This window comes from Priestia sp. YIM B13489 (assembly GCF_042787645.1).
Classification (GTDB): Bacteria; Bacillota; Bacilli; order Bacillales; family Bacillaceae_H; genus Priestia; species Priestia megaterium.
The window spans coordinates 2,919,307-2,932,059 of record NZ_JBHZOQ010000053.1; the positions used below are offsets into that span (position 1 = coordinate 2,919,307).

Here is a 12,753-nt window from a genome sequence, read left to right on the forward strand (position 1 = left end):
GACTGACTAATAAAGTGGAGAAAATCGGTTATCGTCATATTACGTTACATTATAAAAAAGAATCTTCATTCGAAGATCCTTTTAACTGCTTGTTTCATACAAAAATCCGCTAAAAAGTGGAAGACCGCTACTATGTTAAATCACCAAAAGCCTCCATCTGAGTGAATAATTTGTCCAGTAATCCATTCTGATTCTTCACTTGCTAAAAAGATAACTAATTTTGCGGCATCGCGGGGCTCACCAAGTCGACCCATTGGGAACTTTGGCAGTAGCTCTTCCTTTAACTCACTGCTCATCCAGCCAGTGTTAGTTGGTCCAGGATCTACAGCATTAACAGTAATTTTAAGAGGTGCTAATTCAATGGCAACTGATTTAGTAAACGTAGAAACAGCCCCTTTTGTTGCAACATAAGCCAAATTCCCAGGCTCAGGTGACTTATCTTGACCTGAAACCATATTAATAATTCGACCGCCATGCTTACCTTCGATTAGACGTGCAAACTCAACACTCAAAAGACACGTTCCTCTAACATTCACGTTATAATGAGCATCAAGCATATCAGCATCTATAGAACGAAAATCTACGTCCACGGAATGTGTTGCATTATTTACAAGGATTGATGGAGAACCTAGTTTGTTTTGAACTTCACCAAGCAGCTTTCTTGGTGCATCAGGTTGCGATAAATCCAATTCCATTGATTCACATCGTACTCCCAGACTGCGAATCTCTTCCATAAGATGTTTCGACCATTTAAAATCATCCTCATTGCAATAATCCATTAAACGATCATACTTTGACCAATGAGTGAAAAAAATATCTGCGCCTTCTCTAGCTAATTCCCTGCATATTTCAGTACCAATACCTTTTGCCCGACTAGCACCAGTAACAATCGCAATTTTATTTATTAACCGCTTCATAAAGCATCTCCTCATCAGAACGTTGAATTCATATGCTCACCAATAGCACACGAACTCAGCAATCCTGTATATGTATATTAATCTATCAAGTTGTAATAAATGAAAAAATGTAATTAAAGTTTAAAAGGTATTTTCTCCATAGTAATCATTCATTTTTATTTCACCTCACATAAGTATTTTTCCATATATGCATTCAACTTTCCTGCCTTATCAACATGTTTCAAACAGCAAAAGCTGAATCCCCCTAGTCTCCAACAAGTTTAGGCTCTTTCCTTAGTTACATTTTCAAGAACGTTATATTTTACTTTTTAGTAAAAAGGTAAAGAGATAGGTAGAATAATGGATTTCCTAAATAAAATTCTAAAAGGAAATATCCCTATGTTAGAGAACTGAATAAAGGACTGCTTTTCATTTCTCTAACACTTAAAAGGAGGTACACGAATGAATGAAGAGATAATAAAAATTGATAACGTTGAGATTTGTACAGAAAGTTTTGGAAACCCCAAGAATCCTGCTGTACTTTTAATAATGGGAGCAATGTCTTCATTAGATTGGTGGGATGAAGACTTCTGTCTTCGCCTCGCTGAACATGAGAGATTTGTTATTCGTTACGACCATCGTGATTTAGGGCGATCTACCACTTATCCACCCGGTACGTTTAACTATACAATAACGGATATGGCTGACGATGCAATTGGTGTTTTAGATGCTTACTCTATAGACAAAGCTCATATTGTGGGAATGTCTTTGGGCGGGATGATAGGACAAATCCTTGCTCTTAGATATCCGGATCGCATAGACTCCCTTACTTTAATTGCATCAAGCGTATTTGGAACGGAGGCGGAAAAATTGCCCCCAATGGATCAGCGGATACTTGATTACCACACGAAGAGCGCTTCCATAGACTGGTCAAATCAAAAGGAGACTGTTCCCTACCTTGCAGGTGGATGGAAAATTTTAAGTGGAACAAAACCTTATGAAGAGAAAAGAATGTATAAGCTAGCAGAAAGAGAAGCTGCCCGCGCCAAACAGCTGCCGAGTAGATTTAACCATGCTTTGCTTCAAGGAGGAGGCCAATATTATGATAGATTGAGTGAAATTACTATACCTACACTGATTATTCATGGAACAGAAGATCCGGCACTCCCATACGAACATGGACTTGCTCTTGCAAAAGCTATTGCTCATGCTAATTTAATAGCTCTTGATCGTACGGGACATGAAGTCCATAGTGAAGACTGGGAACAAATCATCAAATCAATTGTAAGGATTAGCTCCTAAAATCAAAACATGAGATATGAAGACTTCAAAGCGTTTTTTTAAGAAAGCTTTGGGGTCTTTTCATGTTTCAAAGTTCCTTCCTTCTACTTACAGTAGACAAAACGTTTCCTATAGCAAAGGGTGTTTTGTACAAAAGTACCTACAACTTTTCAAAACATCACATTTACGATACACTGATAATTCGTGAAATATCCACATAAGGGTATTAAAGTAAGAAAATGGAGGTTATTATGAAATATTTTAAGGTACTTTTTGGTTTAATCTTATTAATCCTTGTAGGTATAACCGGCTGTTCTTCAAAAGAAGAAGTCACAAGCATTAACACTGTTGATGTAAAAGATCTTAAAGACCACAGTGGAACTTATGTTGGAGATAATTCTAACGTAGTAGCTATCGTAAGAGCATTGCCTGGAGGGGAAACATTTAAAGAAATTGATTTACATAATAAAACACCAAAAATAATGTATGGTACTAAAGAGGGCTCTTTATCAAAAGATGAAATGTTAAAATATTGGTTTGACGGTAAGAATACATTAGAGAAAAATTTTCTTTACAATGCTATTTATTTAGCGATACTAATACCTAATGCTGAAGGGTACAGTTTTAAAATAGATGATCAGAAATTCTCAGTATCTAGACAAGAAATGAAACAATTCATTTCCAAAAACATTCAAACTTTACCAAGTAGCAATGAGTTATTTGATAAAGAAAACGCACAGCAATTTATAGATAATAATAAAGAGAAGATTAATAAAGCAGTTAAATCGGCAACTATTCGAGAACAATTTTTTAAGAATGTTCCTATCGTAGAAGAATAAGAACAAATAAAGAGCCTTAAATAAGGCTCTTTATTTGTTTTCTATTTGCCTTTGTGCTTGGCTTTTGCCTTTTGTTTCTTTATGGAATACTTTTGTTCCTTTAGCTCTTCACGATATCGTTTAGCTTTCTTTTTTCTACTTTTTTTCTTTTCTTCGTAAGCTTGCTTCATGGCTTCTTGAGCTTTAGTCGAAATACCAACTTTATTTCTTTCTTTTGCTACTTGGCGTTGTAAACGTTTTGGATTTACCTTTTTATTAGATTTTATTTTTACATCAATACCTGCATGAGCTGATTGATTAATCATCTCTAGCAATCTGTCATAAATAAAGTCTAATATTTCTGTATCTTTTGGTTCTGTTCCAAATACATAACGAAATGCTTTTAACTTACCGCCTTCTACAACTTCAATAATTCCTACCCAAAACTGACCATCATGGTAAATCGTTAGTGACATAACGATTCCCTCCTCTAAACATACTATGAAATGATGGACATCCCGAGGAGGGGAAGGTTACTGACATTAATACATATCAATGCATCCGGACTACCAACCGAATTGTGTTTTTACATCTCACATACAAATTTTAACATAAAAATATTTATGATAACTACCTTCTTTTATTTTTCACCAAAATTCATTGCAAAAAATAAAAAGCTCGCCATAATAAATATTGGGATTACTGCAAAAGAGATTAAACTAAAATATTTCATCAGCCCTTTTTCTTGTTTTCCAAAAGCTTTTATTCCACATGAGAATCCTATCAAGTAAACAGTGACACATACATACAAAATGTTAGGGCTATGTATGGGTGTAAAATATTGCCCAACGCCAACAACCATCCCAAGCAACGATAACCACAGTGAATATTGACTAAAACGTTTTTTCAATTTGGTCCTCCGCAAACTAGATATATGCTTATATGGAACCATTTAACTAGCAGCTACCATAAAGTACTTAATCACCAGTAGAAAAAAGCTTGGGTGAATCACTCCAAACTCTTTTTTCTATAAAGAAAGAATCCAATTCCTGCTCCCAGTACAGCTATAACTACACTAAAACGAATTAGATGAATAATTAAATCAATAAGGTTTAAATAGGTTGTTTCTGTTACACCATCACCGACTGATTCAACTTCTTTATATGGAATCACAAAGAAACCTAATGATCCTCCTAAAATAAGGCCATAGAAAAAACCCTTTTCTATAAATTTCAACAAGAAACTCTCCCCCTTTCAAACATACTCATTTAATGAGCTATAGCATTCCCTATTACTATTAAAAGGCGTTTATTTATCTTCCATAAAAATTATTTTAATATGAATTTTATTACATATAATCTATATATTAACATATCTGCAGGTTAAAAGGGAGACTAACGTATAGTCTCCCTTTCTATAAAAATTTAATAACTTTTACCATATTATTTACTTAACCAAACTTTAGAATTAAATAAAAGCTCCAGAAAGTCACGAATCAAGGAAGCTTTTCACAGCAGTTAAAAAAGCGGATAAGTTTCCTGCATGCACCTCATGTCCAGTCCCTTCTATCGTTACTAATTTACAATTTGGAATGCGCTTAGAAACTTCTTGCAGTTTATCTTGAGGAATATGGCTGGACCCTCCTCCTATGATGAGAGTAGGTGCAATTATCTCTGTAAGACTTTTCCACCATTTAGGATTGGGGTTGTTTAACTGTTGAAGAATTGAAGGTACAACCTCCCAGTCAAACGGTAAAGGACCAGGCGGTTTGGCAGGGATTTCGAACTTTTCTCCTGTAAAAGGTGGAGGAGTGTCTTCAACAATCAATTGATCTACCCTTTCTGGAAATGTTTCAGAAAAAAGATAGGACACCGTCCCCCCCATAGAATGCCCAATCAACGTAAAGCGCTCCAAATTCATCACATTTACGAACTGAAGTAAGTCATCACACATAAGTTCAAACGTATAGGTACCGGTTCTTTCACTTCCACCGTGTCCTCGCTGATCTAAAGCTAAAAATCGATATTCCTCTCCTAATACAGCTGCTACTTCATCCCAAGACTCTGCACTCATTCCCAAAGCGTGAAGTGCAATAATAGCGGGTGCCGAAGCTTCGCCTGCCTCTCGATATTGAAATGTTAAACCATTTAGTTCAATTTGATTTACTCGCATTTTCAAATTAGATCAACTCCTAACTCAGATTTCACCAATTAAAATCTAGTTTATTAAGGTTCATCTATATATTAGCGAAGGAATGAAGATTTCCTTCACCTCTTATCTTATTAGGAAAGATATTAGATTATTTTATGTATCCAGTGTAATTCTTTAGTCAGCATATTACACCTAGAGTTTTTTACTTTCGATACCTATATAATTTAAACCAAAAGTACTGTAAGCCAATTGAATAAAAGATTGTAAAGGAAGAGACATAAATTTATCTTTATGCCAAAACATTTGTGTATAAAGAGGCGTATCAATTTTAGTACAAGCCAATTCTTTTAACACGCCTTTCTCAAGCTCTCCTTTTACTACTACTTCGGGCAATATCGCAATACCTAAATCTAGCATGACGCATTGCTTAATAGCTTCCACGCTTGCAAATTCAAATTTAGTTGATGTACAAATACCCGCCTCGCGAAACAAATTTTCCGATACTACCCGGTATGAACACCCCGACTCAGTATACAAAAGAGTCTCATTTTCAAGCTCTTCTAAGTAGATATCCGTTTTATCAGCTAAAGGATGCTGAGGAGCAGCAATAATTTTCAAGTCTTCTGCAACAAGACATTGTGTATGTAGATTTGCATCATGATGCTGGATAGGCTCCATCGTAAAGGCGATATCAAGAGTGCCGTCTAGTAGCTGCGCTCTTGTTTGTGCTTGAGAGTAAGTGGGCTTAAAGATCATTTTAACCTTTGGAAATTGATCTTTGAACTCTTTTAATATTGGAGGCAATCTATACGTGCACTGGCTTTCAGAAGATCCAATAATAAGTGTACCCGCAGGCTCTTCCACTCCACTTACAGCGTTTTTTGCTTCCTTAGTCAATTGAATCATTTTATCGGCGTACCTTTTAAATTCTCGACCTGCCTCTGTTAAAACCAAGCGCTTTCCGAGACGTTCAAATAAAGGAGTTTCAAGTTCATTTTCAAGAGCTTTTATTTGAGCGGTAACGCTTGATTGAGCAAAGTTCAAAATTTTAGCTGTATATGTAAAATTTAAATTTTCTGCAGCTGTTTTAAACGTAATCAGTTGTTTTATTTCGATTTTCCTCACCTCTTTATAATCGGATATTTCGATTGATTCAATCGTAATGTTCATCTGTAACGATTGCTAATTTCATTATAAAATATGGTAAATCAAACCACAACATACTAAATATAAAGAGATAAGGGGAAATCATAATGTCTATAAAAAAAGAGAATACAAAGGAACAAACCGTTCTAATGCAAAAAAATACAAGTGACAAAAACTTTAAATACTATTGGAATGAAATTATTCGAGCGCTTATCGTAACCAAATAAGTAAGGCTAATCAATTTTATTTTTTGAAAAAGTAAATCCACATACAAGCGTATAAATATAAAAACAATAGCTCGCTAACGCTGACGATATACAGAATTAGCGAGCTATTAATCTATTATTTAAACTTGTAATCATGTTTATTGGCTTGAATCTAACCTAAACTTTGCAATATCCTTGTCATCTTGGGAGATAATGAGTGTACCCTTTAACGCATTAGCTTGTAGCTTTTTTAGTTTTTCTTCAGTTGGCAAAAGAGGTAATTCATTATTTTTTTCCTTTGCTCCTAAGGTATAACTAAGAGTAAATTTACTTGTTCCTTTAGATGGAATTTCTCCTATACTCATACCAATACCTAACTTGTTGTTATCCATATTATAAATATTTGAACCAATTGCTTCTTTTACAGCTGATACTAACTCCTTATCTGGTTCTATGCGAATGTTTGTTTTAGCAAAATCAGAGAGAGCCATAATATTGTTAGACGTATTTTCCATCGTAAATGTATAGCGTAACTCCGTTGGAACGATATGTTTACTTTTATTCTTTTTATCAGGAACTATCATTTCCCCAACGATTTTTTTATCATTTGTTAATAGTACCTCTGCTTTTTGTAATTTTAAGTACTCAACATTGTTTACATATTCGGTTTTTGAACAAGCGGAAATGATAAACATCAAACACATAATAAACAAACCAAGATAGAACTTTTTCATATTTCTCCTCCTTAGACTTTTCCCTGCACCTGATCCTTTATCATAAGTCCAAATATAGCGAAGAAGTTTAATACAACCAGCAATCCATAATAAAAGCCAATCCCTTCAAAAAACAAAGAGAGAATGGGGAATATTATAGATCCAAAGCCAAATAACATAATAATAAGGCCAATTCCTTTAGCGAGCTGCTTTTTATTCTTAGGTGTAAATATCTTTCCATACCCAGCAATGAAATTAGTATTACCTTTTTTCCATACACGTTTCCCAATATAAATAATGAAGCAGCTTACTAAACATATAAATAATACGTTCAACATCAGATATTATCCCTTCTTCACACACTCTAATTTAACATATATAGTATATTTCACCATAAAAATTTACAAATATTATGTATTAAAGGTGGACTCATAAAATATAACACTATAAAATATATACATACTAATTATGGATATCTTAATTAAACAAGAACTCACTGAAGAATATAATAAAACTGAAGAAGTTGTGAAAAGCGCTTTTTTAAATGAAGAATACAGCGATAAGAAAGAACATTTTGACTTTCCTGAAGAATTCTTTATGACCTTAGAGTTAACAGAGGGATTATTAAAAAATATGCAAGGTGTTGTGCGTTACTCAAAAGCTTTTTCAGAGTAAGTACTAACTGATTATTTAGGTTTTACCTAAAGGCTGCCTAGAAAAAAATTTTATAGTATTTTCTATGGGCAGCCTCTTTTTTATTTACCTGATATTATTAAAGCGGTGGGTTTTCCACACCTAAATGAACCCAATCTTCTTTTGGAGGCCCATAAACTCCAGGCGGTTTTAGTCCTGCTTGACGCATAAGAACTGTGATTTGCCCCCGGTGATGAACAATATGCTTGATTAGTCCCATTAAGATTGCTGCATTTGATTGCTTTCTCCCAAACGCTTCTTGAGTGTGTTCTAGGGATTCATCTGTCCATTGCTGTTCAATGATTTTAGCAGCGTGAGAACTTACATTTTTAAAGGTTATAGCGATTTCCTGGGCAGAAGATGGAACGCTTGCTGTACTTTCTATTCTGTCTATGCTCAGTCCAAATTCAGTTAGATAATCTGGAATATTGGTTGTAAAATGCCAAGCAATTCTTCCTAACGTACGTCCTTCAGGGTAAACTTGTTGTTTCAATGAATCATCTGTTAAGCTATCCAAAACTTTTTGAGTTAGCATAGCTTCGTTGTTCCATTCTTTGATAAAATCTGAAATGGTATTATACATGTAAAAGACCTCCCAATATAAATCTAATCTAAATTAACACTTAAATAATATCATAGAAAAAACCAGTTGGCTTATTTACTAAAGAAAGGAGATTCTATGTTATTTAAAGCTACTGCTCAAAAAACTATTATTTTCACTCTATTACCTTTAAATGCTTTATTATGCATTCAAGCGGTTCAATATAAAGCATTTGATTTTTTACTTCTTTTTGCTATCCTTTGTTCGTTTCTTTCCCTGTGCCTCAGATATGAATTTCAAATAGACAAAGATACTTTAACCTATAGAACATATATATTATGGTTTAAAGTATATGCAAAAACCGTTAAACCAATGGACATTAAAAGAATTGTATTTAAACGGTTAAGTTGGAAAACAAAATTGGCAGTAGTAAAAGTAGAAAACGGGTGGAATATGCGAATAGCATTATTTAATCCACCGAATGTTTTTAAGAAGTTAGAAATATTTGCACATGAATATGATGTAGATATTCAAAAAACATCAGATTATAAAATTCTAGAGAAAATGTCTTGAATGTCACCGCGTTTGGAATACATTAACTTTACGTATGGGGGTGCATAATCAGCCGTTATTCATTTCTAATTAAGCAGCTTTTGGACCTCTTTACCGCTACAAAACATTAGTAAAGAGGTCTTTTCCTAAGCACCTTCAAGTTTAAACACTTTGTCCTCCTTCCTCGCATCAACCTCAAGCCTTACTTAAAAATAGGCTTCAAGACCATTCTGTTTAACATTATTTGGATATACAATTCGTATATAACACTTTTTAAGAGGTGATGATTCTGTATATATCGAAAAAGCTTGGCATTTTAAGCTGGTTTGCTACTTGCTTGTATTTTTTAGTTGAACCTTTTTTTATTTTGACTTCAACTCCTCCCTACAGTTTTTTACATCACGCAATGAGTGATCTTGGCGTAACTTCTTGTGGAACCTATACCTATTCAATTGCACCTCATGAAATTTGCTCTCCTCACCATTTCTGGATGAACGTATTGTTTATTATAAACGGATTAACACTTTCAATTGGTGTTCTGTACATTTCACAAAACCTAAAGAAAACAAAAATAACCCAACTAGCAACAGCTTTTATTCTTATATTAGCTTTGGGTAACATTGTTTCAGGCTTTATACCGGCTGATATAAATTTATTTTGGCATTCAATATTCGCTCAACTTGGCATGATCACTGTTTTAGCTGGTCTTTGGATGTATGCGTCATCTTTAACCAGCGGCAAGTATTGGACTTATGGCTGTTTAGTCTCCTTACTAGTCATCCTCATACTCATTATGTTTGTATTTTTTGTTCCTATGCCTACCGGTCTGCTGCAAAGATTATTCTATTTAGTAATCTTTATATGGGGCACCGTGCTTTCCTTTATGTTAAACAAGTAATCCATTATCATTCCGTTTCATATGAGCTTACAAGATTACGTTCAACTACTCGTAATTTTAAATAGCAAAAAGTCCATAGAGACATCCCCTATGGACTTTTTATACGATTTTGTTAGATAAATTCTCTTAATAATTCTTTAGATTTCTTTCCGCTAAAACCAAAATAATTGCCAATAAGCTTGACGTATTCTGTGTAGGTAACTTTTCTATTTAAAGCAGTTTCCCACCATCTCTGTGGATTATAATAGCGACTTCCACTAGAACAATAGGTTAATTGTATTTGGGTATCCTTAAATTCTTTATTAAAGTTTTTTTCTACCCTTTTCATATGATAGTTGGAAGAAACAACGATAGCGGATTGAAAATGATAGTTCATCATTAGCCTTTTTGTGAATTTAGCGTTTTCCGTAGTACTTGTAGCGTGATTTTCTAATATAATTGAATTCTCAGGTATCCCTGATTCCTTGGCTTGATGATAAAAATTATTCTCTTGACCATTCGAAAGGATTAAATGAGCCGCATAGCCTTTTTTATATAATTCAATTCCTTTCTCCAGTCGATCATTATCACCACTTAACACAATAATCACGTCAGATTTTACCGGCTTTTCGTTTACCACAAGCTCTTTCCCGGCAAACAGAAAAAAAACAATCCCTAATCCCAGCATAAATATACTGATTTTTATTCTTTTACCTTTAATTTTTTGCATATAGACCCTCATTTAAAAAGTTCACTTCATATCGTATCATAAAGCTCAATATTCATAAAAATAAAAAGGTGCTTTCAAAAAAACTTTGCATTCTGTAAGCAATCACAGCTTTTATATAAAAGTTAACATTAAAAATTTCAACGAACATTCTTTCTCAATATTTTTGTGAATACCATGAATTTTATACAAACTTAAATATTTTTTCACTTATTTGTATTAATATTGGTTTTTTTACTTATTTTTCATTTTTCAATGATAAAATTACAAACGATATGAGAAGTGAGCAAAATAACTTATTTATTAACCTTAAAAAACTGACCATAATGGTCAGTTTTTTAGTGTAAAGAGAGTTAGTTACATCATTAGTTTTCTATACTGATTTAACGAAAGTAATTCGGTTTTTAGTTAAATTTTAAGGTTTTTATTAGACAAATATTTTTCCTCAATGTTAAACTGTTTCCCTAAGGAAAAATGAATTAGCATTTAAATATATGAATTGTTAATACCTATAGGCATTTCAGTCTGTTCTAAGTCAAAATTTTATTTCCAAAGGGTTTCTTATGCCCAAAAAGTTTCCTATAGGCAAATTTATAGTATTTAATAAAAAAAATAAGCTGAAGTCAAGAAAATATCTTTTTCACTAAATTAGGGCTAATACACGTTTTGATTATACAGGCTATCGTATGGTAGACCTTTTATATAAAACATCACGGGTAAAACAGATTGGAGGTTTGTGATAGATCATGAGAAGAAATCTATTTTATTGATATTTTTCTAGCATATATTAGAGAAACTTATATTCAGTAATTGGAATGGAAATTTAATAAAGAAAAGGTGTTTTAAAGATGGAACGCAAGAAGTCAGAAAGCTTTAATTATGGTCTTGCTTTTACAATGCTGCTGTTTTTTATTATTAGCTGTATAACTATTTATAACGCGCAAAAAACAGGACAGTATTCTACAAACTTCGTAATTAAACAAGTTGAATGGTACGCAGTAGGTATTGGGATTATCTTCATCACCATGAGGCCCGATGAGGAACAATGGGACCGATTCACATGGTTCTTTTATGGGCTAAATATTTTTATCCTTATTTTACTCATCGTTTCTCCCCAAAGTATTGCTCCTGTCAAAAATGGTGCAAAAAGCTGGTTCGTCCTTCCTGGTATTGGATCGATACAGCCGTCAGAGTTCACAAAAATCTCTTTAATCTTAGCATTTAGTAAAGTGATACGAAATCATAACGAAAAATTTCGCGTAAGAGATATAAGAAGCGACGTTTTACTCGTTGGAAAGCTAGGAGCTACGTTAGCGGTCCCTATTCTTCTTATTATGCAGCAGCCCGATTTAGGAACGGCACTTGTGATGATCTTTTTATTCTTTGTCATGATATTCGTTTCAGGAGTAAGTTTTAAGCTCATTCTTCCTACCTTTACTTCAATTATAGGAATTGCTTCAGGTATTTTATATATGGTTTTGAACCACCCAAAAATATTGGAAAAATATTTGCACGTTCAATCCTATCAGTTTGATCGTATCTATGCGTGGTTTGATCCAGAATCTTATGCAGGCAGCTTGTCTTACAACTATATGCAAGTGTTAAAAGCAATAGGTGCCGGATCCATTTCAGGAAGAGATACATCAAAATTTTCAGTATATGTGCCCGAAAAACATTCAGACTTTATTTTTAGTGCAATTGGAGAAAGTTACGGCTTCTTAGGAACTAGCCTTATTCTTTTCTTATTTATGGTGCTGATTTACCAAATTATTACTGTCGCATTTCATACGAAAGATCAATTCTCTACATACATTTGTACCGGCGTTATTTCAATTGTTTTCTTTCATGTTTTAGAAAATGTGGGCATGTGTATAGGACTTCTTCCGATAACGGGAATACCACTGCCGTTTATAAGCTACGGGGGAAGTGCGTTAATGAGTACGATGTTTTTGATGGGACTAGTATTAAATATAAGCTTTCGATCAAAAGCTTATATGTTTGATCAGGATGTGAGGTAATACAATGACTAATAAAAAAATGGCTAAAGAGATAAATTTAGACCTAAAGATTCGTATAAAAGTATTGAAATATATGTGTATTTTTTTATTTTCTCTCTTGTATATAGCCGTTATTAGGTCGTTTTTTTAGGAGG

At 33.6% G+C, this 12,753-nt stretch carries 15 protein-coding genes and 1 pseudogene; 6 read left to right on the forward strand and 10 right to left on the reverse strand.

The window, feature by feature from the left end; genetic code table 11:
• Positions 1–140: 140 nt before the first annotated feature.
• The gene (locus ACFX4W_RS20770; protein ID WP_377560014.1) at positions 141–917 is read right to left on the reverse strand and encodes an SDR family oxidoreductase; all 777 of its coding nucleotides are present in this window, start codon (positions 915–917) and stop codon (positions 141–143) included.
• 441 nt (positions 918–1,358) lie between these two features.
• On the opposite strand from ACFX4W_RS20770, the gene mle reads away from it, so the two are divergent.
• Both mle and ACFX4W_RS20780 read left to right on the forward strand, forming a co-directional pair.
• Entirely contained in the window at positions 1,359–2,198 is an 840-nt protein-coding gene (gene mle, locus ACFX4W_RS20775; protein WP_377560017.1) for an alpha/beta fold macrolide esterase, read from the forward strand.
• Positions 2,199–2,428: 230 nt separating this feature from the next.
• On the forward strand, positions 2,429–3,016 hold the full coding sequence (locus tag ACFX4W_RS20780; protein WP_043980734.1) for a DUF4825 domain-containing protein: 588 nt from the start codon (positions 2,429–2,431) through the stop codon (positions 3,014–3,016).
• Between the two features lie 41 nt (positions 3,017–3,057).
• Here the strand turns inward: ACFX4W_RS20780 and ACFX4W_RS20785 are convergent, their stop codons facing one another.
• From ACFX4W_RS20785 to ACFX4W_RS20815, 7 genes are all read right to left on the reverse strand, one after another.
• Positions 3,058–3,471, reverse strand: coding sequence for a YjdF family protein (locus tag ACFX4W_RS20785; protein WP_043980733.1), 414 nt, complete (start codon positions 3,469–3,471; stop codon positions 3,058–3,060).
• A gap of 164 nt (positions 3,472–3,635) precedes the next feature.
• Complete coding sequence (locus ACFX4W_RS20790) at positions 3,636–3,905, reverse strand: hypothetical protein (RefSeq protein WP_043980731.1); 270 nt, start codon at positions 3,903–3,905, stop codon at positions 3,636–3,638.
• Positions 3,906–4,003: 98 nt separating this feature from the next.
• Positions 4,004–4,234 carry a hypothetical protein gene (locus tag ACFX4W_RS20795; protein WP_043980729.1) on the reverse strand — a complete coding sequence of 77 codons (231 nt, stop codon included), beginning with the start codon at positions 4,232–4,234 and terminating at the stop codon, positions 4,004–4,006.
• 249 nt (positions 4,235–4,483) lie between these two features.
• Positions 4,484–5,173, reverse strand: a complete 690-nt coding sequence (locus tag ACFX4W_RS20800) for an alpha/beta fold hydrolase (RefSeq protein WP_080781646.1) — start codon at positions 5,171–5,173, stop codon at positions 4,484–4,486.
• Between the two features lie 165 nt (positions 5,174–5,338).
• Positions 5,339–6,262, reverse strand: coding sequence for a LysR family transcriptional regulator (locus ACFX4W_RS20805; RefSeq protein ID WP_377560551.1), 924 nt, complete (start codon positions 6,260–6,262; stop codon positions 5,339–5,341).
• 394 nt (positions 6,263–6,656) lie between these two features.
• Entirely contained in the window at positions 6,657–7,232 is a 576-nt protein-coding gene (locus ACFX4W_RS20810; protein ID WP_043980727.1) for a hypothetical protein, read from the reverse strand.
• A gap of 11 nt (positions 7,233–7,243) precedes the next feature.
• Complete coding sequence (locus ACFX4W_RS20815) at positions 7,244–7,549, reverse strand: hypothetical protein (protein ID WP_043980725.1); 306 nt, start codon at positions 7,547–7,549, stop codon at positions 7,244–7,246.
• Between the two features lie 130 nt (positions 7,550–7,679).
• On the opposite strand from ACFX4W_RS20815, the pseudogene ACFX4W_RS20820 reads away from it, so the two are divergent.
• Positions 7,680–7,784: pseudogene (locus ACFX4W_RS20820) on the forward strand (GNAT family acetyltransferase); the annotation flags it as partial.
• Positions 7,785–7,983: 199 nt separating this feature from the next.
• Here the strand turns inward: ACFX4W_RS20820 and ACFX4W_RS20825 are convergent.
• Positions 7,984–8,487 carry a DinB family protein gene (locus ACFX4W_RS20825; protein ID WP_043980722.1) on the reverse strand — a complete coding sequence of 168 codons (504 nt, stop codon included), beginning with the start codon at positions 8,485–8,487 and terminating at the stop codon, positions 7,984–7,986.
• A gap of 96 nt (positions 8,488–8,583) precedes the next feature.
• On the opposite strand from ACFX4W_RS20825, the gene ACFX4W_RS20830 reads away from it, so the two are divergent.
• Together ACFX4W_RS20830 and ACFX4W_RS20835 are read left to right on the forward strand one after the other, a co-directional pair.
• The gene (locus tag ACFX4W_RS20830) at positions 8,584–9,018 is read left to right on the forward strand and encodes a diguanylate cyclase (RefSeq protein WP_162213980.1); all 435 of its coding nucleotides are present in this window, start codon (positions 8,584–8,586) and stop codon (positions 9,016–9,018) included.
• Between the two features lie 262 nt (positions 9,019–9,280).
• On the forward strand, positions 9,281–9,895 hold the full coding sequence (locus ACFX4W_RS20835; protein WP_280559391.1) for a DUF998 domain-containing protein: 615 nt from the start codon (positions 9,281–9,283) through the stop codon (positions 9,893–9,895).
• A gap of 112 nt (positions 9,896–10,007) precedes the next feature.
• Here the strand turns inward: ACFX4W_RS20835 and ACFX4W_RS20840 are convergent, their stop codons facing one another.
• Positions 10,008–10,604: a YdcF family protein gene (locus tag ACFX4W_RS20840; protein WP_043980719.1), complete on the reverse strand. Its 597-nt coding sequence runs from the start codon at positions 10,602–10,604 to the stop codon at positions 10,008–10,010.
• 845 nt (positions 10,605–11,449) lie between these two features.
• Here ACFX4W_RS20840 and ACFX4W_RS20845 point away from each other — a divergent pair.
• A complete protein-coding gene (locus tag ACFX4W_RS20845; RefSeq protein ID WP_237074745.1) occupies positions 11,450–12,619 on the forward strand; it encodes an FtsW/RodA/SpoVE family cell cycle protein in 1,170 nt (389 codons plus the stop codon).
• Positions 12,620–12,753 lie beyond the last annotated feature (134 nt).

Excerpts from the sequence above, each read along its gene's own strand:
- ACFX4W_RS20815 (WP_043980725.1), bottom strand. The coding sequence starts at position 7,549 with ATGTTGAACGTATTATTTATATGTTTAGTAAGCTGCTTCATTATTTAT.
- ACFX4W_RS20785 (WP_043980733.1), bottom strand. The coding sequence starts at position 3,471 with ATGTCACTAACGATTTACCATGATGGTCAGTTTTGGGTAGGAATTATT.
- mle (WP_377560017.1), top strand. The coding sequence starts at position 1,359 with ATGAATGAAGAGATAATAAAAATTGATAACGTTGAGATTTGTACAGAA.
- ACFX4W_RS20810 (WP_043980727.1), bottom strand. The coding sequence starts at position 7,232 with ATGAAAAAGTTCTATCTTGGTTTGTTTATTATGTGTTTGATGTTTATC.
- ACFX4W_RS20770 (WP_377560014.1), bottom strand. The coding sequence starts at position 917 with ATGAAGCGGTTAATAAATAAAATTGCGATTGTTACTGGTGCTAGTCGG.
- ACFX4W_RS20825 (WP_043980722.1), bottom strand. The coding sequence starts at position 8,487 with ATGTATAATACCATTTCAGATTTTATCAAAGAATGGAACAACGAAGCT.
- ACFX4W_RS20845 (WP_237074745.1), top strand. The coding sequence starts at position 11,450 with ATGGAACGCAAGAAGTCAGAAAGCTTTAATTATGGTCTTGCTTTTACA.
- ACFX4W_RS20830 (WP_162213980.1), top strand. The coding sequence starts at position 8,584 with ATGTTATTTAAAGCTACTGCTCAAAAAACTATTATTTTCACTCTATTA.
- ACFX4W_RS20840 (WP_043980719.1), bottom strand. The coding sequence starts at position 10,604 with ATGCAAAAAATTAAAGGTAAAAGAATAAAAATCAGTATATTTATGCTG.
- ACFX4W_RS20780 (WP_043980734.1), top strand. The coding sequence starts at position 2,429 with ATGAAATATTTTAAGGTACTTTTTGGTTTAATCTTATTAATCCTTGTA.
- ACFX4W_RS20835 (WP_280559391.1), top strand. The coding sequence starts at position 9,281 with ATGATTCTGTATATATCGAAAAAGCTTGGCATTTTAAGCTGGTTTGCT.